The sequence below is a fragment of the Geobacillus sp. PLS 41 genome (assembly GCF_056494105.1).
The window spans coordinates 1,487,534-1,511,720 of sequence record NZ_CM151395.1 but is presented as its reverse complement, the minus strand read 5'-3'; the positions used below and the strand labels follow the sequence as shown (position 1 = coordinate 1,511,720).

The 24,187-nt window shown below is 55.5% G+C and carries 25 protein-coding genes, 1 pseudogene and 1 other annotated feature; of the genes and pseudogenes, 2 read left to right on the top strand and 24 right to left on the bottom strand.

Translation table 11 applies throughout. The features are described from left to right. Positions 1-33: 33 nt before the first annotated feature. The 7 genes from ACVX3G_RS07430 to nadB form a co-directional block, all read right to left on the bottom strand. On the bottom strand, positions 34-768 hold the full coding sequence (locus tag ACVX3G_RS07430) for a YhcN/YlaJ family sporulation lipoprotein (protein ID WP_011232071.1): 735 nt from the start codon (positions 766-768) through the stop codon (positions 34-36). 115 nt (positions 769-883) lie between these two features. Then, entirely contained in the window at positions 884-1,624 is a 741-nt protein-coding gene (nadE, locus tag ACVX3G_RS07425) for an NAD(+) synthase (protein WP_011232072.1), read from the bottom strand. Positions 1,625-1,658: 34 nt separating this feature from the next. Further along, complete coding sequence (locus ACVX3G_RS07420; RefSeq protein ID WP_011232073.1) at positions 1,659-2,603, bottom strand: phosphotransferase; 945 nt, start codon at positions 2,601-2,603, stop codon at positions 1,659-1,661. Then, positions 2,587-4,146: a SafA/ExsA family spore coat assembly protein gene (gene safA, locus ACVX3G_RS07415; protein WP_014196415.1), complete on the bottom strand. Its 1,560-nt coding sequence runs from the start codon at positions 4,144-4,146 to the stop codon at positions 2,587-2,589. Before safA ends, ACVX3G_RS07420 begins: the two co-directional genes overlap by 17 nt. Positions 4,147-4,304: 158 nt before the next feature. Then, on the bottom strand, positions 4,305-5,408 hold the full coding sequence (nadA, locus tag ACVX3G_RS07410; RefSeq protein WP_011232075.1) for a quinolinate synthase NadA: 1,104 nt from the start codon (positions 5,406-5,408) through the stop codon (positions 4,305-4,307). Positions 5,409-5,422: 14 nt separating this feature from the next. Then, positions 5,423-6,253 carry a carboxylating nicotinate-nucleotide diphosphorylase gene (gene nadC / locus ACVX3G_RS07405; protein ID WP_011232076.1) on the bottom strand — a complete coding sequence of 277 codons (831 nt, stop codon included), beginning with the start codon at positions 6,251-6,253 and terminating at the stop codon, positions 5,423-5,425. Positions 6,254-6,281: 28 nt separating this feature from the next. Then, positions 6,282-7,874, bottom strand: coding sequence for an L-aspartate oxidase (gene nadB, locus ACVX3G_RS07400; RefSeq protein ID WP_172620552.1), 1,593 nt, complete (start codon positions 7,872-7,874; stop codon positions 6,282-6,284). Between the two features lie 69 nt (positions 7,875-7,943). Here nadB and ACVX3G_RS07395 point away from each other — a divergent pair, with 69 nt between their 5' ends. Together ACVX3G_RS07395 and ACVX3G_RS07390 are read left to right on the top strand one after the other, a co-directional pair. Next, on the top strand, positions 7,944-9,068 hold the full coding sequence (locus tag ACVX3G_RS07395; RefSeq protein WP_021321862.1) for an IscS subfamily cysteine desulfurase: 1,125 nt from the start codon (positions 7,944-7,946) through the stop codon (positions 9,066-9,068). A gap of 15 nt (positions 9,069-9,083) precedes the next feature. Beyond that, on the top strand, positions 9,084-9,623 hold the full coding sequence (locus tag ACVX3G_RS07390; RefSeq protein ID WP_014196418.1) for a transcription repressor NadR: 540 nt from the start codon (positions 9,084-9,086) through the stop codon (positions 9,621-9,623). Between the two features lie 108 nt (positions 9,624-9,731). Here ACVX3G_RS07390 and pheA read toward each other — a convergent pair whose 3' ends face one another. The 17 genes and pseudogenes from pheA to ACVX3G_RS07305 form a co-directional block, all read right to left on the bottom strand. Further along, entirely contained in the window at positions 9,732-10,580 is an 849-nt protein-coding gene (gene pheA, locus ACVX3G_RS07385) for a prephenate dehydratase (protein ID WP_011232080.1), read from the bottom strand. Between the two features lie 21 nt (positions 10,581-10,601). Then, entirely contained in the window at positions 10,602-11,045 is a 444-nt protein-coding gene (locus tag ACVX3G_RS07380) for an ACT domain-containing protein (protein WP_011232081.1), read from the bottom strand. A 16-nt stretch (positions 11,046-11,061) separates the two neighbouring features. Then, positions 11,062-12,360 carry a GTPase ObgE gene (gene obgE / locus ACVX3G_RS07375; protein WP_011232082.1) on the bottom strand — a complete coding sequence of 433 codons (1,299 nt, stop codon included), beginning with the start codon at positions 12,358-12,360 and terminating at the stop codon, positions 11,062-11,064. 237 nt (positions 12,361-12,597) lie between these two features. Beyond that, a complete protein-coding gene (locus tag ACVX3G_RS07370; RefSeq protein ID WP_014196420.1) occupies positions 12,598-13,146 on the bottom strand; it encodes a sporulation initiation phosphotransferase B in 549 nt (182 codons plus the stop codon). Positions 13,147-13,316: 170 nt separating this feature from the next. Further along, on the bottom strand, positions 13,317-13,607 hold the full coding sequence (gene rpmA, locus ACVX3G_RS07365; protein ID WP_011232084.1) for a 50S ribosomal protein L27: 291 nt from the start codon (positions 13,605-13,607) through the stop codon (positions 13,317-13,319). Between the two features lie 15 nt (positions 13,608-13,622). Continuing rightward, positions 13,623-13,952 (bottom strand): ribosomal-processing cysteine protease Prp, encoded by a 330-nt coding sequence (locus ACVX3G_RS07360; protein WP_011232085.1) that lies wholly within the window; start codon positions 13,950-13,952, stop codon positions 13,623-13,625. Positions 13,953-13,954: 2 nt separating this feature from the next. Continuing rightward, positions 13,955-14,263: a 50S ribosomal protein L21 gene (gene rplU, locus ACVX3G_RS07355; protein ID WP_011232086.1), complete on the bottom strand. Its 309-nt coding sequence runs from the start codon at positions 14,261-14,263 to the stop codon at positions 13,955-13,957. A 14-nt stretch (positions 14,264-14,277) separates the two neighbouring features. Beyond that, positions 14,278-14,357 (bottom strand) — a sequence feature (ribosomal protein L21 leader region). Between the two features lie 375 nt (positions 14,358-14,732). Continuing rightward, entirely contained in the window at positions 14,733-15,593 is an 861-nt protein-coding gene (locus tag ACVX3G_RS07350; protein WP_021321861.1) for a site-2 protease family protein, read from the bottom strand. After that, a pseudogene (locus ACVX3G_RS07345) lies at positions 15,586-16,354 on the bottom strand (peptidoglycan DD-metalloendopeptidase family protein). The gene ACVX3G_RS07350 and the pseudogene ACVX3G_RS07345 overlap by 8 nt, the downstream one beginning before the upstream one ends. 259 nt (positions 16,355-16,613) lie before the next feature. Further along, positions 16,614-17,420 (bottom strand): septum site-determining protein MinD, encoded by an 807-nt coding sequence (minD, locus tag ACVX3G_RS07340; protein WP_014196423.1) that lies wholly within the window; start codon positions 17,418-17,420, stop codon positions 16,614-16,616. 2 nt (positions 17,421-17,422) lie between these two features. Beyond that, positions 17,423-18,115 (bottom strand): septum site-determining protein MinC, encoded by a 693-nt coding sequence (gene minC / locus ACVX3G_RS07335; protein ID WP_013144614.1) that lies wholly within the window; start codon positions 18,113-18,115, stop codon positions 17,423-17,425. Positions 18,116-18,155: 40 nt separating this feature from the next. Further along, positions 18,156-18,674: a rod shape-determining protein MreD gene (gene mreD, locus ACVX3G_RS07330; protein WP_011232091.1), complete on the bottom strand. Its 519-nt coding sequence runs from the start codon at positions 18,672-18,674 to the stop codon at positions 18,156-18,158. Continuing rightward, positions 18,671-19,537 carry a rod shape-determining protein MreC gene (gene mreC / locus ACVX3G_RS07325; RefSeq protein WP_020278405.1) on the bottom strand — a complete coding sequence of 289 codons (867 nt, stop codon included), beginning with the start codon at positions 19,535-19,537 and terminating at the stop codon, positions 18,671-18,673. The genes mreD and mreC overlap by 4 nt, the downstream gene beginning before the upstream one ends. A 19-nt stretch (positions 19,538-19,556) precedes the next feature. Next, a complete protein-coding gene (locus ACVX3G_RS07320) occupies positions 19,557-20,579 on the bottom strand; it encodes a rod shape-determining protein (RefSeq protein ID WP_011232093.1) in 1,023 nt (340 codons plus the stop codon). A gap of 157 nt (positions 20,580-20,736) precedes the next feature. Next, the gene (radC, locus tag ACVX3G_RS07315; RefSeq protein ID WP_015375501.1) at positions 20,737-21,417 is read right to left on the bottom strand and encodes a RadC family protein; all 681 of its coding nucleotides are present in this window, start codon (positions 21,415-21,417) and stop codon (positions 20,737-20,739) included. Between the two features lie 133 nt (positions 21,418-21,550). Beyond that, the gene (locus ACVX3G_RS07310; protein WP_015375502.1) at positions 21,551-22,126 is read right to left on the bottom strand and encodes a Maf family protein; all 576 of its coding nucleotides are present in this window, start codon (positions 22,124-22,126) and stop codon (positions 21,551-21,553) included. Between the two features lie 241 nt (positions 22,127-22,367). Next, positions 22,368-23,732, bottom strand: coding sequence for an ISLre2 family transposase (locus ACVX3G_RS07305; protein WP_014194571.1), 1,365 nt, complete (start codon positions 23,730-23,732; stop codon positions 22,368-22,370). Positions 23,733-24,187: the final 455 nt, after the last annotated feature.

The following is a 24,187-nucleotide window of genomic DNA, read 5'->3' as shown; positions in this document are numbered from 1 at the left end:
CGCCCCGCTTTTTGGGGACGCCTTTTTCGTTTGTCACCGAGTGTTTTCCGGCCGTTCTTGAATCGTGCCATCGATAAAAATGGTGCGCAAATCACGGCGGATTTCTTCCATATTGATTGGAGTCCCGCGTCGAAGCGCGTTGTCAATCGTGCGAATGCGGTGGTACATGCTCGGATTCGAGGTGACGCGCACCCGCTTGCCGTCCGCGTACGGAGCGACCGCTTGCTCGACACGCTTCTCAAGCCGCTTGGGATGGCGGGCGTCTGTGGCAATCGCGATGAGCGCCTGATCGCCATACACAACCGCGCGGGCATCGTCGACTCCGTTCACCGCTGCGGCGCGGCGGGAGAGCTTCTCAGCCAAACCGCCGGCATAGCTTCGGTAGTACGACGGGTGCGGATCGACGTTTAGCGAGTGCAAATGCCCATGGTAGTTGTAATCACTGTCACCGAAATCGACGTCGGGCGGAAGAGCCGGAACGTCCGTGTCAAACCGGGTCGCTGCTGGTCCTCCGAGGCGGCCGCCGTCCGTCAAATAATCGGTGACCGGACCGCGGCGCGCCCATATATAACGGTTGTCATAATTGAGCGCATTCGTCCCGTATCGGCCATAGCGGAAATCGTCGCCTCGCTCCGTCGAGTAAAAACCGATCGGTCTCGCCGCATCATGATAACGCTGCGCCCCTTCCTCATTCGCCCGGTAGTTGGTGCATGAGGCGAGCAATCCGGCGACCGACAACGCGCCGATCCATCTGACCGCGTATCTCAATGGAAAACCCCCCTTGGTTTCCTTCGCCCAAGGCTGGCATGAAGCCAGCCTTACGTTTAGCTTGCGGCAAACGCGGGGGGTTTATCGCTGTCAGTTCAACCCAACGAGATGACAGCTAAAACTTCGGCGGCGCAATCGCCAACTGCCGTTTATGATGCGAACGTTCATGAAGCCGTTCAATAATTTTCCGATCGCGTTCTGGAATATCTTCCCCTTTTAAATATTTATCGATCATTTCATACGTCGTGCCCATTTCGCTTTCATCCGTCTGCCCTTCCCACAGTCCGGCGCTTGGAGCTTTCTTGATAATTTCTTCCGGGACGCCGAGCAGACGGCCCATTTCGCGCACTTCGCCTTTTGTAAAGTGAATGAGCGGCACTAAATCGACTCCACCGTCACCGTATTTCGTAAAGTAGCCCGTATGCCATTCGGCAGCGTTGTCCGTACCGACGACGAGATAGCCGTAATTGTTGGCGACCGCATACAACGTCGTCATGCGCAAACGCGCCCTTGTATTCGCATCGCCGAGGCGCGCGCGCTCTTCGCTCCATTCCCCGATGGCTTTCAGCTCGGCCTCGACCGCGCCAAACAACGTCCGGTGCGCCTCGGTCAAATCGATGACCAAATGCCGGATGCCGCAGCTTTTCACCACTTTCAGCGCATCTTCCATATCTTTCGGATTGCTTTTGCAAGGCATAATCAGCCCCAGCGAATCGTCCGGAAAGGCACGCTTAATCAAATGGGCGACAACCGCCGAGTCGATGCCGCCGCTGATGCCGACGACCGCCCCGTTTAAACCGGCTGATGAGACTTGGTCACGCAACCATTGCACGAGTTTGTCAATTTTTTCTTGCATCCGCCCTCGACTCCTTTTCCAAAGATTCCATTTCTCATTGTAGCATAGCATAAAGGCGGCGGACAAACCGTTCTCTCCGCTTGCGGTCAAACACAAGAGGGCGGCGGCGCGCGGCGGCTGACCGCCATTCGCGAAACACATCAGCCGGAAATAAGAGCGCATGCAAAAACCAGCGTTTTTCCAACCAACGGCGAAGCGGAGCGAAACGGGCGAGTGTTGAATATGACCAACCGATATACGGCAAGAGGCGATTGGCGTATTGGCAATAGTCAAGCCCGGGCGAGGCAAGAGCGGCCGCGTCATAGTCGATGAGGTACATCTGGCCGGTTGTGGTGCGCAAAAAATTATGGGAGGCGACATCACCATGAATGATGGCAGCAGAATCCGCCGTCAACTCTGGAGCATGCTCGCGACACGTTGATAGACAGTAATCCGCCCAGCGCAGCGTAAATAAAATGTCTTCTTTGTCCATGATCGTTTCAACAACAGGCAAATGTCGGCAAAACTCCTCATAGCGGCGCCGCCATTTGTCATACAGCTGCGCACGCGGCAGCCCCATCGCCTCCTGCTTGCTGCTGGCGATGTTTGCCGTTATGGTATGGTAACGTTCGAGCAAATGAAGTCCGTCAGCGGCGTCAGCCCAAGCGGCAAACGAGATTGGACGCGCTCCGGCTACATATTCCGTCAGCAGCCAATAGCATCCGCCGGCTTCAACCACTCCTCCGCGCCCGATCGGCATAGGGGCCGGCGCGGCGGAAAAACCGGTCTTCCTTAATGCGGCAAGAAGCCAGGCGTGCCGCGCGGCCGCAACAGGAAAGCGATACGCTTTGGCGACAAACATTCCTTGCCGGGCGGCAATGGCTAAGACATGCGGTTTCAATGCCACAACTTGTTGAATAACAAGCCGATATTGGCGGTCAAGAAGAAAAAAGAGACGGCCGGCGGCGTCTCTTTTCACTTGGTTATTGTTCCTCGCCATGCCCGCTCTCCTCATCCGGCGGTTCGCTAAACAAACGGGGGCCGGCGACCGGCGGGGCGGATGATGGCGGGTAGGATGGCGGCGAGTATCCCGCTGGACTTGTCGGATAAACGACGCCTGGCCACGGAAGCGGCGGCGCTGACTGCGGCGCATATCCGTATGGAGCCGGCAGGGCGTACCCTCCATAATAGTACGGGGGCGGCGCATAGGCCGGTGCATACCCAAAAGGCGGATAGCCGACAGGCGAGGGGTGCGCCGCAGGCGGCGCATAAACTGGCGTTGCAGCGCCGGGCGGCGGGAGAACGCCCCCTGCGGACGGGACAAACGGGGCGGCAACCCCAGGCCCAGAAAACGGCGGCTCTAATGATTCACTGCTGCTTTCGTGAATGCCGGGAAACGGCGCCGAACCGTTTTCCGGACTTTCACCGCTTTTCCCAACGGCCGACGGCGCAGACGATGGCGGATAGGACGTCGGCATGATCGGCAGCGGCGGCGCGTAAAAACCGCTCCCCGGCCAAACTGGCGGCACTGGCGTACATCCTTGGTCAGTGCCAAATATTGGGATCGTCGGCGGGGCGACAGGAACGTATGGAATGTTCGGCAGCGGCGGCGCGTCTTCGCTCTCAGCCGCCGGTTCCCCTTTCCATTCAGCTGGGCTTTCATTGTCCTCCTCTTTCATCATGTTGGGCAAAATATTGCTCGGCTTCGGCGGAATCGGCGGCACGTTGGCCAGCGATTGAGCGAACGAAAGTTGAGGAGGCGGGGCCACCGGCGGAATCGTATGCACAAGCGGCGGCACAGAGGCGCCTTTCGCTTTTGCCCCTTCTTTTGCCTCCGCTTTCGGCGTTTTTGGTGCTTCTTGTGCCGTTGCTTTTGGCGCTTTTTTCTCGACAGCCTTTGGCGTTTCGTTCATCGCCGCTTTCGGCGCCTCACCCGCCGGTGCCTTTGGCGCTTCATTGATGGGCGCATTCGGCGTTTCGTTCACCGGTACGTTCGGCGCTTCATTCACCACTGCTTTTGGTGCCGCTTTTGGCGCTTCCTTCTCGACGGCCTTTGGCGCTTCATTGATGGGCACATTTGGCGTTTCATTCACTGATACATTTGGCATTTCGTTCACCGGCACGTTTGGCGCTTCATTCACTGGCACATTCTCCGGCGCTTTCGGTGTTTCCTTTACGACTGCTTTGGGCGTTTTCTTTACCACTGCTTTCGGCGCCTCACCCGCCGGTTCGTTTACCGCTGCCTCGCCTTCCGGAGCAGGGGCGACAGCAGTGTCAAGCTCGGTATCAATGTGGAATGAGACGAACGGTTTCGCCTCCGCGTACGGGTGCTCTTTTACGTGCATTTTTTTGGGTGACACAAGCGCCTTCGTCTCTTTTTTGACCGGCACCCCTGCTGTCGGCACTTTGATTTTCATTCCAGGCATAATCATATTCGGGTCGCTCAAATGCCCATTTATTTTTTTCAATTGTTCAAAATCCACTCCATATTTTTGGGCGATTTTCCAAAGGGTGTCGCCCTTTTGGACAATATGGATTTTCACTCCATTCCCCTCCTAAACCGAGACTGTTTACGCTCGATCGAACCGATGCTTGTTTCCCGTTATCGTCTTTCAACACAATGTATGACGATGATCGTTGATTTATGATAAAAAAATCCCTGACCGAACGAGGATCCCTCCTCGTCAAGCCAGGGAAAAAGCTAGGCAAGCGAAAGCATGCGGTCGAGCGCCTCTTTTGCCTCTGCGGCGATGTCTTTCGGAACGGTGATGCGATTGACGATCGCTCCTTGCTCAAGCGATTCGAGCGCCCAGACGAAATGCGGCAAATCAATTCGATTCATCGTTAAACACGGGCACATATATGGATTGAGAGAAACAATTTCTTTGTCTGGATGTTCATGCTTCAGCCGGTTCACCAAATTCATTTCCGTTCCAATCGCCCACTGGGTGCCGGGTGGAGCATTGCGGATCGTTTCAATAATGTATTTTGTCGAACCGGCGTAGTCTGCTTGCTGGACGACCTCCCAGCTGCATTCCGGATGGACGATGACATGGATTCCCGGCTTCATCCGTCGAATATGCTCGATTTGTCGCACGGTGAAGTTTTCATGCACGGAGCAATGTCCTTTCCAAAGAATGACTTTCACCTTGTCGAGATCGTCCGCCCCTTGGAGCGTCTCCTCATGCGGATCCCACACCGCCATCTCGTCAAGACGGATGCCGAGCGCATAGGCCGTATTTCTCCCTAAATGCTGATCCGGCAAAAAGAAAATCCGTTCATTCCGTGAAAACGCCCAAGCCATCATCTTTTTCGCGTTCGACGAGGTGACGGTCGCTCCGCCATGGCGGCCGACAAACGCTTTAATCGCCGCGGTCGAATTGACGTACACAAGCGGCACGATCGTCTCGCCAAACCGCTCAATAAGCGCCGCCCATGCCCGCTCGACTTGAAAAATATCGGCCATATCGGCCATTGAACAGCCGGCGCGCAAGTCCGGCAAAATGACCGTTTGGTCGTCGCTCGTTAAAATATCGGCGGTTTCCGCCATAAAATGGACGCCGCAAAACACAATATATTCGGCTTCGCTGTTCTTTGCCGCGAGCTGGGCAAGCTGAAGCGAATCGCCGGTCGCATCGGCGAACTGAATGACCTCATCCTTTTGGTAGTGATGACCCGGGATGAAAAGGCGCCGGCCGAACCGTTCTTTCACCGCGCGGGCGCGTGCTTCGAGCTCGCTTCGTTCCATCGTTTTATACCGTTTGGGCATCTCATCCAGCCGTTTCAACTGTTCAAGGACGTTCACGGTTCTCCCCTCCATTATCGCAAATTGAAACTCATATCGAGCGCCGGGGCGGAATGGGTTAAACATCCGAGCGAAATGTAGTCGACTCCGGTCGCGCCGTACGCCGCCACATTGGCGAGCGTAATTCCCCCCGACGCTTCCGTGATGATCGGCTTTGGCACAAGCCGGACGAACGCCCGCACCTCATCCGGCGTCCGGTTGTCAAACATAATGACATCCACCCCGGCCTCGACCGCCTCGAGCACTTCGTCTTCCGTTTCGGTCTCTACTTCGATTTTCACCATATGCCCAAGCCGCTCCCGCACCGTTTTGACGGCGCGGGCGATCGATCCGCAAAAGGCGATATGGTTGTCTTTAATCATGACACCGTCGTACAAGCCAAAGCGGTGATTGTAGCCGCCGCCGCATGTGACGGCATATTTTTCAAGCATGCGCAGCCCCGGCGTCGTTTTCCGCGTGTCGCAAATGCGTGTGGAGCTATTGCCAAGCAAGTCAACGGCCTGTCGCGTCACGGTGGCAATGCCGCTTAACCGCTGCAGCAAGTTTAAAATGACGCGCTCACCGGACAACAGCGGCCCGACCGGTCCGGATGCGACGGCGATCGTTTCGCCGGCTTGGACCCGTTCGCCGTCCTGTTTCATGATGGTTACTTCGACGCGCGGATCCAGCAGCTGATAGCCCGCCGCAATAATGCCGACGCCGGCCACCACCCCGTCCGCTTTGGCCATAAACATGCCTGATGCCCGTTCATGAGCCGGAAAAATCGTCTCGCTCGTCACATCGCCGTCGCCAATATCTTCAAGAAAAAACTGTCGCAACAGTTGTTCGAGCTTCAACCGGTTCATCTTTCATCCCTCCGTTTTCTTTGCCGCTTTACCTCCCAGCCCCAAGGCGGGCCCACTCTTCTTTCGTCCGCACGAGGCGCCGCCCCCGCCACTCCGGGCGTTCACGCGGAAAATCGCTCCGGTAATGGCCGCCGCGGCTTTCCGTGCGCCCAAGCGCTGATGAAGCGACAAGCCAGCCCACTAGCAACATATATCCTGTTTCAATCTCCTCTGCCGACAATCGTTCAAGGTCGCCATCCAGCCAATCCGGCAACGAAAACTGTTCCAACCAGTCGACCGCTTCGCGAAGCCGATCGCCGTTGCGGACGATGCCGACAAACGTTGACAGCTGTTCGCGGAGCAACGCCCGCTCTGGCAGCCGTGGTACAATCAAACGACGCGGGCTGGATGAATCCGCTCGGTGCACCGTTTCCGGCCACGCCGCTTGACGGCGGATGGCGCAGGCCGCACGGAATCCAAAGACAATCGCTTCAAGCAACGAGTTGCTCGCGAGCCGGTTGGCGCCGTGCACACCGGTGCACGCCGCTTCCCCGACGGCGTACAAGCCCGGAACCGTCGTCTGCCCCCACTCGTTGACGACAACGCCGCCCATTAAAAAATGGGCGCCCGGCGCGACAGGAAGGCGGCCGGCTTCAAGGTCGACGCCATAGGCCTCACATAGCGCGGCGATCGTCGGAAAGCGGCGGCGGAAGTGGGACACGCGGGAAATATTCAAATAGACGCGGCCGCCGCGATCGAGTTCCGCCGCGATCGCTCGGGCGACGATGTCGCGCGGAGCGAGATCGCGAAGCGGATGGACGCCGTCCATCAGCGGTCTTCCATCTTCCGCCTCAAGCACCGCCCCTTCGCCGCGCACCGCTTCCGAGACGAGCCCGACCGCTTTTCCGCCGGCAACGAGCATCGTCGGATGAAATTGGATAAACTCCATATCCGCCACCGCCGCACCGGCGCGGTACGCCATGGCAATGCCGTCGCCAGTCGCCGTCCGCGCATTGGAAGTGAACGTATACAATCCGGCGCATCCACCGGTCGCCAACACGACGGCCGACGCCGGCCAAATGGACACCGAACCGTCTTCCCGCTTCGTTTTCACCCCGACGCAACGCCCCTCTTCCACAAGCAAATCAATCACCTGCTCGCCTTCTTCCATCCATACGCGTCCCTCGAGCCGCTCAAGCAAAAACGAAACGAGTGCTTTGCCCGTTTGATCGCCGCCGGCGTGCAAAATCCGGCGGTGGCTATGCCCGCCTTCAAGGCCGAAACAAAACCGGCCGCGTTCGTCCCGATCAAACGCCATGCCGGCGTTGATCCATTCTTGCAGCCGCCTCGGCCCTTCGCGGACGAGCCGTTCGACCATTCGTTCATCGTTATGAAAGCAGCCGGCGACCATCGTATCGCGGAAATGAGCGCGCCAATCGTCGCTCTCTGCCAGCGCCGCGGCCACCCCTCCTTGCGCCCGCCATGAATTGCTGTCGGTGCAACGTTTTTTCGTGAATATCATCACATGGTCGAGCTCAGATAAATGATACGCGACCGTTAACGCCGCCAGCCCGCTTCCGACGATAATCACGCCACCTTCCTTCACTCTCGGACGCCCCTTTCTTTTCACCTGTCTTGACATCTATATTTACACATATTTAAACTAATGGCAAGAGGTTTGGCGAAAAAAATGATGCAAAGGCGGGGGAATATGATTTATTTGGATTACGCGGCAACGACGCCAATGTGCCAAGAGGCGATCGCCGCTTACGCTGAAGCGGCGTCCGTTTACTTTGGCAACGAAAGCAGCTTGCATGACATCGGAACGAAAGCGAAACAACTGCTTGCCTTATGCCGACGCGAACTCGCCGCCATGATTAACGGAGAAGCGGAAGGGATCTATTTCACAAGCGGCGGAACGGAAGCGAACTTGCTCGCGATCCGTTCGCTAGCTGCCGCCTACCGGCATAAGGGAAACCACCTGATCACGACCGAAATCGAGCATGCCTCGCTCCATCACCTGTTCAAACAGCTGGAAACAGAAGGATATACGGTCACGTATTTGCCCGTCGACCGATTCGGGCGCATTCGACTTGCCGATTTGGAGCGGGCGATCACGCCGAAGACGATCCTTGCTTCCATCCAGCACGCCAACTCGGAAATCGGCACGATTCAGCCGCTTGCCGACATCGGCCGCCTCCTGCGGGCGCACGGCGTCCTTTTTCATAGCGACTGCGTGCAAACTTTTGCTAAAATACAGCTAGATGTTCAAGAGATAGGACTAGACAGCCTATCCGTTTCCGCCCATAAAGTGTACGGTCCCAAAGGGGTCGGCGCTGTGTACATCAACCCGCGCCGGCATTGGAAGCCGGTATTCCCGGGAGCGACGCACGAATCAGGCTTTCGGCCGGGAACGGTCAACGTACCGGGTATTGCCGCCTTCATTACGGCCGCGCAGCAGCTCCATCGACGAATGGCGGACGAACAGTCGCGTTTGGAACGACTGCGGAATCGGTTGCTTCACGCCATCGCCGCCAAACAGCTGCCGGTGACGGTGGAAGGCCATCCCGATTTCCGTCTTGCCCATATTATCGGTTTGTCCGTCGCTGGGTACGAAGGGCAGCTTGTGATGCTTGAATGCAACCGCGCCGGCATCGCCATTTCCACCGGCAGCGCCTGCCAAGTCGGGCTGCAAGCGCCGTCGCGGACGATGCTCGCCGTCGGGAAAACGCCTGAAGAAGCGAAGCAATTCATCCGCATCTCATTGGGCGCGGCCACGACCGAAGCGGAGATCGACCAGTTCGTTTCCACATTGGAGCGACTTACATCGGCATGAAAGGAGGAATGGCAGGTGAAAGAGGAAAAGAAAATTTTAGGGGAAAGGCGGCGCCAGCTCATTTTGCAATGGTTGAAAGAAAGCGAAGCGCCGCTCACGGGGGCTGAGCTGGCAGCGAAAACGAACGTCAGCCGCCAAGTGATCGTCCAAGACATTTCACTGTTAAAGGCGCGCAACGAACCAATCATCGCCACAAGCCAAGGCTATTTGTATTTAAAGCCGGCTGAACCGGCCAAAACGTACACGAGGACGATCGCCTGCTTCCATACGCCAGAACAGACGAAAGAAGAGTTGTATTTGCTCGTGGATTGCGGCGTGACGGTCAAGGACGTCAAAATCGAGCATCCGGTCTACGGCGATTTAACCGCCTCGATCATGGTGAGCAACCGCCTGGAAGTCGACCAATTCATCGCCAAAATCGAGGCGACAAAATCGTCGTATTTGTTGCAGCTGACGGACGGAACCCATTTGCATACGCTGGAAGCCGATTCACCAGTGAAGCTTGACGCCGCCTGCCGCGCCTTGAAACAAGCCGGCTTTCTCATCGAAGCGTAAACTGGACCTGGCCGAACATCGGTTCATTCCCTGCGGAATACTGCGCGGCGGGCCGTCTAAAAAGGAACAGGCGGACGGCAGCAGACCGCCCGCGTGTTTTTGTCTGTGTCAAGCAAAATAATATGGATAGCTGCCCAACAGCTGCACTGTGCAGCCGAGCGCCTCAATTTCCGCGATCGCCCCCGGGATGAGGACGTCATCCATCGGCGCGTCGATGTCAATAATAAAGAAATAATTTCCAAGGCCCGTTTTCGCTGGGCGCGATTCGATTTTCGTCAAGTTGAGCCGCCGCCAGGCAAACGCTGATAACACTTGATGGAGTGCGCCCGGACGGTCTTGCGGCAGCATGACGACCACGGTCGTCTTGTCGCCGGCATAAAGAGGCGAAGCAGGCGAAAGCGGCTCTTTGCGCCGGCTGACGACAATAAAGCGCGTATGGTTGTAATCGTAATCGTGGACGTTTTCCTGCACGATCACTAGCCCGTATTTTTCCGCCGCCAGCCGGTTGGCGATCGCCGCCGCCGGCAAGTGCGGATGCTCGCTCACAAATTTCGCGGCGGCGCTCGTTGACGTCATCGGCACTTGCTTCGCCCCTTTCAGCACCGTATGCAAAAACTTCCGGCATTGGGCAATGGCGTGCGAGTGGGAATACACTTCTTTCACTTCGCGCCAATGCGGGGTGAAATATGGGTGCACCATCAAATGTTGCTCGATCGGCACAACGATTTCGCCGATGATCGGCAACGGCTGTTCGTGAATTAAATAGTCGAGTGTCAAATTGACCGATCCTTCCAAGGCGTTCTCGAGCGGCACCACGGCCGCTTCAATCTCTCCGGCCGCCGCGGCGTCAATGCAATCGGGAATCGTGTCATACGGCTCCCGCGGCTGCGACGGAAAAAGAAGAGCAGCCGCCGCTTCGGTGAACGTCGCCTTCGGTCCTAAATAACCGATTTTCATCTCGTTTGCCTCTCCCTTGCTTTAATACACTCCCGAACCGACAATTTCCACTTTTTCGACAAATTCGAGCTGTTTGAGCTTAGCGAGGAGCTCATCAATCTCCTCGTTCATATCGTTTGTGCTGACCGACAGCGTCACGTTCGCCCTCCCTTGAAGCGGAATCGTTTGATGGATGGTCAGCACGTTGCAGCCGGCCGCCGCCACAACGCCAAGCAGCTGTGACAACGTTCCGGAGCGGTCTTCTAAATGGAAAAAGAGCGTGACGATGTTTTCTTTCGTCACCGCTTGGAACGGAAAAATGGCATCGCGGTATTTGTAAAACACACCGCGGCTGATGTTGGCGAGCTGCGCCGCCTCGGCAACCGAGGCGGCTTTTTTCCGCTCAAGCAGCTGTTTCGCGAGCACGACTTTCTTCATCGCTTCCGGCAGGACGTCTTCGCGCACCAAATAAAATTTTTTCTCCACCGCACCTTCCCCCGCTCTATTCATCCCAGTCGTCGACAAACTCGAACTCGTAATCAAGCAACCGGATCGTGTCTCCGTCTTTCGCGCCGCGCTCGCGCAGCGCATCATCCACCCCCATCGCCTTAAGCTGGCGGGCGAAGCGGCGCACCGATTCTTCGCGCGAGAAATCCGTCATCTTAAACAACTTTTCAATTTTGTCGCCCGCCAAAATGAATGCTCCGTCGCTGGCGCGGGTGATCGTAAACGGCGGCTCCTCTTTTTCATATTTGTACACGACGCGCTGCACGGCCGGATCTTCCCGTTCATGAAGCGGGAATTCCGGCGTCGTTTCCAACAGGTCGGCGATGGCAAACAACAGCTCGCGCACTCCTTGTCTTGTCGCTGCAGAAATCGGAAAGACCGGCACCGCATCGCCGACTTTCTCTTTGAAGCGGCGCAAATTTTCTTCGGCGTTCGGCATGTCCATTTTATTGGCGGCAACAATTTGCGGCCGCTCGGTCAAGCGCAAATTGTACTGTTTCAGCTCTTCGTTGATGACGAGATAATCGTTGTACGGATCGCGCCCTTCGACCGCCGCCATGTCGATGACATGGACGATGACACGCGTCCGTTCAATATGGCGCAAAAACTGATGCCCGAGCCCGACCCCTTGATGGGCCCCTTCAATCAATCCCGGCAAGTCGGCCATCACAAAACTGCGCCCGTCTTCCGTTTCGACAACGCCCAAGTTCGGAACGAGCGTCGTAAAATGGTACTCGGCGATTTTCGGACGGGCTGCGGAGACAACCGACAGCAGCGTCGATTTGCCGACGCTTGGAAACCCGACCAGCCCGACGTCAGCGAGAAGCTTCAGCTCTAAAATGATGTTGCGCTCTTCGCCCGGTTCGCCGTTTTCCGCAATTTCCGGCGCTGGGTTGGACGCCGTCGCAAATCGGGTGTTGCCGCGCCCGCCGCGCCCGCCTTTGGCGACGACAAACCGCTGCCCCGCCTCGGTCAAATCGGCGAGCACTTCGTTCGTATCCGCATCGATGACAACGGTGCCTGGCGGCACTTTGACAATCAAGTCTTCCGCATTTTTGCCATGCTGGTTTTTCGACATGCCGTTTTCGCCGCGCGGCGCTTTAAAATGGCGCTGGTAGCGGAAATCCATCAACGTCCGCAGCCCTTCATCAACGACAAAGACGACATCGCCGCCTTTGCCGCCGTCTCCGCCGGCCGGCCCGCCTTTTGGGACGTATTTTTCCCGGCGGAACGCGACCATGCCGTTGCCGCCGTCCCCGCCTTTCACATAAATTTTCACCTGATCAACAAACATGGCTGTTCCTCCGATTCGCTTCCATCATGGTATCATGGCGAAATGAGTATGACTAATACTTATTATTGTATACAGAGTCGATTCCATGATGTCAATATGTACGCAAGCATCGGCCGTCTGCGGGCTGGCGGGCGGTTCAAGCCCAGCCGCCGCTTTCCGGTCCGATTGGATCGATCCGTCCGCACCTCTTAGGGCAAAATAAGCTTTGCCTTCCATTTTCCTTCGTCCAACCAATGGTCAAGATTCCGCCGACAAAAGCTCAAGCTCCACCGTCAATTCGCCCTCGCCAACGGCAAACGACGCGAGCCGAAGCGGCGGTGATGGTTCGCAGCGCTCAAGCCAAGTGCGAATGGCTTCGCCATCTCGAAACGTGCCGCAATAATCCAAAAACAGCGCCGCCCGTCGGTCGGACAGCTCAATGGACAAACATAAATGGTTTTCTGTCCGCTCATCGGATTGCGCTTCAAGCAGGTGAAAAAATTGGCGGCACCATTCAGTCAGCTGCTCATCGCACCGCGACCAATCGGCTTCGCCGTCCGTGATTTCATACTCAAGAAAAAGCGGGCGCGGCTCCCAGTTATAAGTCATGACAAGCTCAGCGAACTGCTCGGCTTTCAAGTTCGTCAACCGTGTTTCCTGATGCATCTCGGCGATCATGTCTTCAATGATTTCCTGCACCCGTTCGATTTTATTGAGCGCCAAATGCCCTTTGATGAGCTGGATTTTGTTCAGCCAGTCATGGCGGGCATGGCGCATCACCTCAACGACAGTCCATCGCTTCTCCATCCAACGCTCCCCTATCCACTAAGCGTAGGCTCCCTGCCTCGCTTGGACTTCCGCCTCCATGGGGGAGGCATGTACTTTTACTATAACATTTTTTGACATTGAACGGGAACGATTTTTCTACGCCAAAAAGAAAAAACTCTAACCGAACGGTTAGAGTTTTTTCACATCGATTACGCTTCTTGGCTGACCGGGTAGACGCTGACGCGTTTGCGGTCGCGGCCGAGCCGCTCGAAGCGGACGATGCCGTCGATTTTCGCATACAGCGTATCGTCGCCGCCGCGGCCGACGTTCAAGCCCGGATGGACTTTCGTTCCGCGTTGACGGTACAAAATCGAACCGCTGGTGACGAATTGACCGTCAGCCCGTTTTGCGCCAAGACGTTTCGCGATCGAGTCGCGGCCGTTTTTCGTCGAACCGACCCCTTTTTTCGAAGCAAAAAATTGCAGGTCAAGTCTCAGCATGGCAGTCACCTCCCGCTAGATGGATGTCACGCGGATAAATGTTCCGTAATCGCGTTCGATCGTCTTTAGCGAAACGACCATCGCTTCCAACAACAACTGTACTTTCTCTGCCGCCGCTTCTTCCAGCTCCGGAAGCTCGCAGCGGAGGTAGCCGCCGTCTTTGCCGAGCGAAACATGCGGGCTTACGCCAATAAGTGTCTCGATGGCGTTGATCGTGCCGAACGAGACCGCCGAAGCGCCGGCGCATACAATGTCCTGCCCGCGTTTCGCAAAATGGGCGTGCCCTTCCATCGTAAACGCGCGGATGCGGCCGTCCGCTTCCCGTTCAATCGTGACGCGGATCATCTTTACGCGTTGATTTTTTCGATGACGACTTTCGTGTACGGCTGACGGTGGCCTTGTTTGCGGCGATAGTTCTTTTTCGCTTTATATTTGAAGACGATGATTTTCTTTTGTCGGCCGTGTTTTTGCACTCTCGCCGTCACGGTTGCGCCTTCGACTGTCGGGTTGCCGATTTTCACCGTTTCCCCGCCGACGAACAGCACTTTGTCAAACGTGACCGTATCGCCTTCATTCGCATCCAATTTTTCGATGTAAATTTCTTGGCCTTCTTCGACTTTCAATTGTTTGCCGCCAGTTTCGATAATTGCGTACATGCATCGCACCTCCTTCATGGACTCAGACTCGCCAGCGCCAAGGCGGCCCAAGACGGAGCGCTTCATCGCCCGCGCTGAGCGGTTGTAGTGCGGGTGCGTCTTTTTGCGACAGCCGCCCTCTTTTGCCCTTGTTGGCAGGACAAAAAGTCTACAACGTCATCTATCGTAACATAGAAACGGCCGGCCGTCAACCGTCATCTTCGTCCCCCGGCGGGCGATGATGAAACGGTGCAAACGACTATATAGAGAGGCCATTTGAAGCTTTGCCATTTGCAACTTTACCGAGTATTTGATCGACTGTTGATCGACCGAACAACGCCGCTTTCAGACCCATGTATGGGTCTGTGAAGCGAGCGGTCGTTCGGCCTCCCAAACCACAGGCTTGCCTCCGACAGTCAAAAACATAGATAAGCAACTTTTCCATCAAGGATATGTGAAACGTTTTTGTTGCATCTATATATAACCACGATCAATAGATGAGAGCGCCAAGCGGCGCATCGGCTTGTTTTTCGGCAAAAAACGCATGCAGCAGCTCGTTTTCATCGAGCGTCGCCCGTTCGCGCCCGTCGCGAACGACGATGATCGCATGCTTTTGTCCGCGGTAAAATCGCTGCAGCACGGCCGAGATGCGTTCGTCCGCCGGCGCCGTAATCGTCCGCAGCTTTGTATAGCCGCCTTTGTTTCCATAATACCGCTCAAGCAAAAAGCGCATGACGACATACGGATGCTGCTTTTGCTCCTGCCAAAGAGCATGCGCCAAAAAGGCGGCGATCGCCCATAAATCAAGCTGGCGCGGCGCCAACACAAACAAAAGAACGACGCCGAAGGCAAGCGCAGCAGCCGATATGGCGACCGTGTTTCGATGCGCATCGCTGAACGGCCGGCGGTAGGACAGCAGCAAAAACAATAACTTGCCTCCATCCAGCGGCCAGATCGGCAGCAAGTTCAAAGCGAAAATGGCCGCATTGTAGCGAAAAAAGAGCTCCCAGCTCCCGCCATCCATCATGCCGGCCTTCCACAAAAAAAACGCCGCCGCTGTGAGCCACAGATGCTGGGCCGGCCCGGCGAGCGTCACGATCCACTCCTCGCCAAACGGCCGGTTGCCGTGCTCTTCGACTTCCGCCACTCCGCCGAACGGCAGCAGCAAAATCCGCTTCACCCGCCAAGAGAAAAACGCGGCTGCCGCCGCATGGCCGAGCTCATGAACGAGGACGATGAAAAACAACAGGCAAAGCTGCTTGAAATGGGCGGTAAGCACCGCGATGCCGCCGATCAGCCATAACAGCGGGTGGACGTGCAGCTTCCCGAGCAGCGCCATATACTTATTCAAAGGAAATCACCTGAATCGGATCGATAAATTCATCACCTTGTTTAATCGCAAAATAAAACAGCCCTTTCTGTTTATTTGCCTCGCTCGCCTCGGCCGTGCCAACTTCCTGCCCCATTTCTACAAAATCATACAATTTCACCGAAATGGCCCCCAAACGTCCATACCACGTCTCCGTGCCGTCCGCATGTTGGATGATGACCGTTTTGCCGAGACGGTCTTTCGTACCGGCAAAGGTGACAATCCCTTCTTTCATCGCCTCCACTTTGGCTCCATTCTCGGTTTCGATCGTCACACCCTCCCCGTTTTTTTCAAAACTTTCGAGAATCCGTCCAGAAGCCGGCACTGCATAGGATGAAGCCGTTTTCACCTTTTCTTCCTTTTTTCGGGGCAAAAAAAGCGAGCGGCTCACCGAACGTTTTTTCATACCAGGCTGAGACGGCCGCAAACTGAAACTCGGTTTCCATCGTCCGGACAATAAACTGCCGCGCCGGCTCGAGGGAAGCGGACGGATGCCGGAACAAAATGGCCGTCACGAGCACGAGACAGGCAGCGATGAGTGTTTTGAATAAAAACCATTCTTTGCGGAACAACGGATGGGGAGCGGATTCAAACGAATAGCGGTCATACGTGACGACCGGCAGCCCGTACCGCTCCTCATCAGCGGCGCTCCATCTAGATTCTTTTGGAACCTGCCCCTTATATTGACGTTCCCTTCTTCGTTTTTCAATGCGTTTTTTCATCTCACGGACGCGTCGATCCATACGTCCCCCCTCCACCTTTCCAACAACGTTTGTACTAATTTATGAGACAACCTCATGGAATATGAACGAGCGTTTTTCGCCGCGCCTCGCCGAACACGTCCGCGAACAAATCCCTCAAACGGTTTCACACCAACGTTTCGGCTGAGCGCCGCAACCGATCGATACCATCTGCTTCCGTTGTTACAGATCAGGAATTCCAAACGGCACAACAATATGAATAAAAAAAGAAGGCCCATTCAACGGCCTTCTTGCGCCAACTTCATGATTTCAAACTAAATATTTTCCGAATCTTTGAAAACAGCCCCTTCTCCTCTTCCTCTAGCGGCGGCAGCGGCACCGACTCGCCGAGGATGCGGCGGGCGATGTTGCGGAAGGCGATCGACGCTTTGCTGTTTGGGTCCAGCACAATCGGCTCGCCGCGGTTCGACGCTTTGATCACGTTTTCATCGTCGGCGATAATGCCGAGCAACTCGATCGATAAATGCGAGATGATTTCGTCGACATCCAACATATCGCCGTTTTTCACCATATGGCTGCGAATGCGGTTGATGATGAGGCGCGGCGGTTTGACGTGCTCCTCCGCTTCAAGCAAGCCGATGATGCGGTCGGCGTCGCGGACCGCCGACACTTCCGGCGTCGTGACGACGATCGCTTCGTCCGCGCCGGCGACAGCGTTGCGATAGCCTTGTTCGATTCCAGCCGGACAGTCGATGAGCACATAATCGTATTCCTGTTTCAGCTCCTCAATGAGCTGTTTCATTTGCGCGGGGTTGACCGCCGACTTATCGCTCGTTTGCGCGGCCGGCAACAAATACAAATGGTTATCGAACCGCTTGTCTTTCACAAGCGCTTTTTGCACTGTGCAACGCCCCTCCACGACATCGACCAAATCATAAATAATTCGGTTCTCAAGCCCAAGCACGACATCGAGGTTGCGCAGCCCGATGTCGGTGTCGACAAGGCACACCCGCTTCCCTAGAATGGCGAGGGCCGTCCCAAGGTTCGCGGTCGTCGTCGTTTTGCCGACGCCGCCTTTTCCGGAAGTGATGACGATCGCTTCTCCCACGGTCACATTCTCCTTTCTAAGCGCGTCAAATTCGGCCGCAAATGCATAAGCAGCTGAAGGCGGTCGACAACAATTTGGTTATGCTCATCAATATAGGCGCATTCCATTTCATTTCCTTCATCCGTTTTCGAATCGGGCGCTCGGCTCATGATGTCGCCGATGCGCAGCTGCATCGGTTTCATGACCGATGCAGCGATGATCGCCTGTTTATTGCCGGCATACCCGGCATGGGCGATGCCGCGCAAGGCGCCGAGGATGAAAATGTTGCCTCCGGCAATGACCGTTCCGCCAGGGTTCACGTCGCCGATCAGCAGCAAATCCCCTTCGACATGAAGCACTTGTCCCGAACGGACAATGCGCGAAACGGGCACAATTTCCGTTTTTCTCATCCATTCTATCGCTTCTGCTTTCGACATGACATTGCTTTCGATCGAATCGACGACCAAATTTTTTGAACGGCGGATGAGCGCACGCACCTCTTCCTCTTGGGCAGGCGTCAAATAGCGGTTCCCAATTTTCAGATGAACAGAGACAAGGGGGCTGTCTGGCGCGACGCCAGCTTGTTTGACAAGCCGCTCCTCGATTTCTTTCAATAAATCGTCATACGAGCAGCGGTCATCGAGATGCAGCGTCAGCCCATCTTTCGTCCCTTTAATCGTCACGTACTGCTGCTTTTGTTTCGCCACAACGTTCACCCCAACGAATAATTCTACAAAACGGGCCGTTTTTCCTCTTTTATTCTTCCTGCTCAAACCGGCGAATTTTTGCCAATCGCCGTTCGAGCGGGTACGAAAAGACGAGCAAAAACGCGACGTTCAGAAGCAGCGTCGGCCATAGACGGCGGTCCCAAAAAACAGAAAACGACCAATCGGTCCGCCCGATCAACAGCTGGATGCCGTAGACATAACTGTCAAGCAGCATAATGGAAAGCAGCGACAAGAGCGATGCAACGAACCAGTTTTGGTGGAACCATTTCATCGCTTTGCCCGCCAAGTAGGCGATAAGCGTATAGGCAAACGCATAAACACCGAGCAGCTCTGTGTAGACGCAGTCATACAGAAACCCGAAGATAAACCCGTACCCCATCGCCCGCGTCCCGCCGAAATGCATCGCTGTGAACACGAGAAAAACAAGAAAAAACCGGGGAACAAAAAAATAGTGGACATACAAGTCGCCTTTTGGCCATATATCAACAAAAAGGCTCTCACTCACAAAACATAACACCGCAAGGAAAGGGAGACGCCACTTGTTCACTTTGCCTCCTCCTTTTCCTGCAGTGCTGCATCGATGGTTCGTTTCACAATCATGACGTCGTCAATATCATACAAGTTGGCAAACGGCTTGACATAGACGACTTTCGTCAATCCGTATTGGTCCGGCTTGACTTCAGTCACCTCACCGATCGGCAGCCCTTTCGGAAACACGCCGCCAAGGCCGGAAGTCAACACTTTTTGCCTTTTTTCCACTTTGGCGTCAATCGGAATTTCTCCGAGCAGCAACTCGCGCCGCTTCTCATCGTAGCCTTCGATCAACCCAAACACGTTTTCCTTTCCTTGGATATAAGCGGAAATGCGGTTGTTTTGGTCAAGCGCGCTTAACAGCTGCACAGTGGACGTAAATTGGGAAGCGTGCTGCACCTTGCCGACAAGCCCCGCAGGGGTGATGACGGCCATATCTTTTTTCACGCCGTGTTGCTCGCCTTTGTTGATGATGATCGTTTCCCGCCAACGATCCGGGTTCCGCCCGATCACCGTCGCCTGAATCGAAACAAAATCACGCAAGCTCTCTTTTTTATCGAGCAACGCGCGCAGCCGTTCGTTTTCTTGCCGCAGCGCCTCGACCTCGGTCTCAAGCGCCGCATATTCCTCAAGTCTTGCCTTCAGCAGTTCGTTTTCCTTATATGTACGGCGAAGATCGCTCACATTTTCAAAGAAGCCCGCGACTTGCTGGGCGGGCTTCCCAAACAGAAGCTGAACAAAACCGACCGTATCTTTTACAAACTGCTCCGGCCACGTCAATTCTTCGCGGCTGCGCAGGGAAAAGCCGATCAACATGACAAGGATGACGATGCTGACGAGCAAAAAAATGAGACGCTTATTCCCAAAAAGCTGTGGCATGCGTCACACCTTCTTACCGTCAGCGATGGTCTCTCGCCTTGTTTTTAAACAAGTCGATGTGGTCGAGCGCTTTCCCGGTGCCAATGGCCACGCAATCAAGCGGATTTTCCGCGACGATGACCGGCATGTCCGTCTCTTTGCTGATGACCTTGTCCAAGTTGCGCAACAAAGCGCCGCCGCCTGTCAGCACGATGCCGCGGTCCATAATGTCAGCCGCTAGCTCCGGCGGTGTTTTTTCGAGCGTGTTTTTCACCGACTCGACGATCGCATAGACCGTATCGTGCAGCGCCTCAGCCACTTCTTCGGCGCTGATTTCGATCGTTTTTGGCAGCCCAGTGAGCAAGTCGCGGCCGCGAATTTCCATGTTTCCGATTCCTTCCGGATTTCCGGCTGAGCCGATCTCGACTTTAATCGCCTCCGCCGTCCGTTCTCCGATCATCAAATTGTACGTTTTTCGGATGTATTGAATGATCGCCTCATCCATTTCATCGCCGGCGATGCGAATCGACTGGCTCGTCACGATGCCGCCGAGCGAAATCACGGCCACTTCAGTCGTACCGCCGCCGATGTCGACGACCATGCTCCCGGTCGGCTCCCACACCGGCAAATTGGCGCCGATCGCGGCCGCAAATGGTTCTTCAATCGTATAGGCATCGCGTGCTCCAGCCTGGCGCGTCGCATCGATGACCGCGCGCTCCTCTACGGCCGTGATGCCGTACGGCACGCATACCATCACATACGGCTTGCTGGCAAACAACCCTTTCGTTTTGACGGCCTTGCGAATGAAATATTTCATCATCGTCGCCGTCGTTTCATAATCGGCGATGACGCCGTCTTTCATCGGACGAAGCGCCACGATGTTGCCCGGCGTGCGCCCGATCATGTTTTTCGCTTCATTGCCGACGGCGACGATTTGCTTCGTGTCGCGCTGAATGGCGACAACCGACGGCTCGCGCAAAACGATCCCTTTTCCCTTCACATAAACGAGCGTATTCGCTGTTCCTAAATCAATCCCGAGATCTTTCGTCCCAATTCCAAACATATGATCGATCTTCCTTTCCGAAACGAAATGCATATGATTTTCTATTGACAACATGGATCGGATGTCAAGTCATTTATAAATTGTACAACACCGCCCGAACGGATTCGGAAAAACCCATAGTTGATATTATAACTGATTCGACAAAAAATGAGAACCGCTAGACGTAGCCTTTTTCTTTCAAACTGACGAATTTTTGATCGCCGATGATGAGGTGATCCAAGAGCTCGATGCCGATGATGCGGCCGCATTCCGCGAGCCGTTTCGTCACATCGATGTCTTCGCGGCTTGGAGTCGGATCGCCAGAAGGGTGGTTATGCACACAAATGACGGAGGCGGCGGAACGTTTGATCGCCTCTTTAAACACTTCGCGCGGATGGACAATCGAGGCGTTTAAACTGCCGATGAACACCGTTTTGCGGTAGATGACTTGATTTTTCGTATTTAAATAAATGGCGACAAAATGTTCTTGCGATAAAAAGCGCATATCTTCCATGACGTATTTCGCTCCGTCTTCCGGGCAGCGAATCACATAGCGGTCGGCGCAGCCGGACTGGTGGATGCGTCGGCCGAGCTCCAACGCCGCCAAAATTTGCACGGCTTTCGTCGGCCCGATCCCTTTGATGTTCGTCATTTCTTCGACCGTTGCGTCTTTGAGCGGTCTCAGCCCCTCAAAATGGCGAAGGAGACGCTGGGCGAGCTGCACGACCGACTCCTCCTTCGTGCCCGTGCGCAACAAAATGGCGATCAGTTCATGGTCGGATAAACTTTCTGGCCCTGATGACAGCAGCCGTTCACGCGGCCGGCTGTCTTTCGGCACATCGCGGATCATCCACGCCATCATACTCCCCCTTTTTTTCTTTTGCTTCATCAGATGGAGAGGCTTGAACCGCCCCTCGGTACGACAGCAGAATCCGTTTGCGGGGGCGTTCTTTTGCCAAAAAGCGCCAGACGGCGGCCGCTTTTGCTTTGATCTATGCCGGCGGCCACCCGAGCCGGCGCAATTCCCTCACCGTCCGCGACAGCGGCAGGCCGACGACCGTCAAATAGTCGCCTTCGATCCGTTTGACAAACAGGGCAGCGCGGCCTTGGATGCCATACGCCCCCGCCTTGTCCATCGGCTCCCCGGTCGCAATATAGGCGGCGATTTCCTCGTCATCGAGCTCCCAAAACGTCACCGCTGTTTTTTCCGCAAACGAGGTGATGGACCCTTGAGGGAGTGCGATGGCGACACCGGTCCATACGTCATGCGTCCGCCCGGACAACTGACGCAGCATGGCGAATGCTTCTTCTTCCGTGCGCGGCTTCCCTAACAAGCGGCCATCGCACACAACGATCGTATCAGCGCCAAGAACATACGCGTCGGGAAAAGAGGACATCACCGCCTCCACTTTCCGGCGGGCAAGAAGTTGAACCGCTTCATCAGGGGGCGTTCCGGGGGGAATCGTCTCATCGGCATGGCTTTCCTGCACATCAAACGGCCAGCCGGCCAGCTCGAGGATCTGCCTTCGTCGAGGGGAGCGGGATGCAAGCACGAACCGTGGAGGCATCGCTCATTCTCCTTTCGCTCGTTTCGGTTCGGAAGATTCACTTGTATCGTAGCAAATTTTGCGGTGAAAGGCAATTTTCTGTATAGATGCGAGTCAGTCAAGACTTTGTGGAGAACATTTTTTCGGTTCACTACGGGTGTTGTCAATCACTAGTTAGCGAACCATTTTCAGGAATTGATATCGTAAGCGCTTTCGGACTCTCATCCCTCATCTTGAGGCGATGATACGATATTCCATTTTTTTACACCCAACCACCATCCCGGAGCGCCGACAACGCTTGATGGATCGGCGTCCCGGATGACCGCTGCAGACACGGTAGATTCTGACGCACCACATCTGCCCATAACCGTCCGGCCTTCCGTTTGGCCTGTTCGATCCGCTTGGACTTTGTTGAGGCCGAGACGGCCGACTGGGGCTCTTGCTCCTCCCACCGTCCCTTTCTCCACCCGATCCCGTCGATTCGGGCTGCCATCGCCCTCAGAAACGCCCGAAGCCCTTGGTCTTTCCAGCTGCGGCGGGATTTCACCCGATGCGCAAACCGGCTCATCACGCTCTCGGCGTGGCCCATCGGACGCATGCCGGTCGTCTCCACCCCTTGCTCCGACAGCCACTCCCGATAGTCCCGGATGCATCCCGGCATCGACTCGATCCGGCGGATCATGGCAGCCATCTGCTTCTCTTTCGCTTCGTCCTCCAACGTGCCGACCGCGCTGTTCAGCTCCACGAGAAGCCCCTCTTCGTCTTGTTTCGCCAGCTTCTTCCGCACCTCCCGCCAACGCGAATGGCCGGACAGACACTGACGCAACTCCCGCGCCACATGAAATCGATCCAGCTGAAAGCACGCCCGCTTCCCAAAATACTCCCGGCAGGCCGTGATCCACGACGCCGCGTCGCCGTTGATGATCAAAAGGTCCCGGCACGGATCATAGGCATATTCGTTCATCAGCCACTCTTCAAACCGTTCCCACACGTCTCCCTCCCCTTCATGGAGGTAGTGGCGCCGGTTCACGAGCTCAAGCTGCGAACCGTTTCGTTTCCATCCCTCGTGAATCGCCAGGATTTTCTCTTCTTTCGCCCGTTTCCCTTTCCCCTGGCGGGAAATGAACAGCCCATCCGCCTCCACAAACAGCACTCGGCCGTGCCGTTGGGAAACAGGGTGGTGCAGCGAGACAGGGGCCTCCAGCACCAGTTGGCGAATCGCCTCGTGGCTTAGGACCGCATACCCCACGATCGACTCCAACGTACGGGCCGCTTTGCGGTAGGAAGAGCACTCTACGGCCAACTCGACCGCCGTTTCCTCGAGGCAAGGGCTGATCGACTGCGCTCCATCAAAGCCCAGTTCGGCATCCAGCAAGAAGGTATACGCCCCCGCCTGCCGATCATAGTAGTAGTTCCGTCGAAACGTCACTTCTCCAAACAGCGTTTGGATCGTGGTCGGCCGTTTGTCTTTCAGCTGATACCGGCGCTTGTCCCGCGCTTCCGCCAGTTGTTGATCAATCTCCTCCAAAAGGGCCGCCAACAAGACAGCGAACACCTTTTGAAGAGTTCTGACTAATTGTTCCTCCAGCTCTTTTAATAAAGGCCATTCTGTGGTAAGATGTTTCATGGACTCTCTCCCTCCTGTTTTCGGTTGATGTTGACAATCACCATCATAGCAGGGAGAGAGTCCTTTTTGCATGACATTTGCTTTTTTCTACCGCGCTTCGCTTGGTGGCCCCGACGAGCGTCGCGAACAAAAGTTCGCAACCCTCGTCGGGGATCATTTCGGAATGTCACCCACAAATATTTTACTCACACTATAGATGCAATTTGAAGCATGAACATTTGCAAATTTTACTAGGCATTTGATCGACTGTCGGGCGACCGAACAACGCCGCTTTCAGACCCATGTATGGGTCTGTGAAGCGGGTGGTTGTTCGGTCTTCCAAGCCACAGGCTTGCCTTCGACAGTCGAAAAATGGACAAACGGCTTTTCCGTCAAGGATATGTGAAACGTTTTCGTTGCCATCTATTCTATATAAGTTGAAATTTTGTTTTACATCCAGCCGATCACTCGCCACG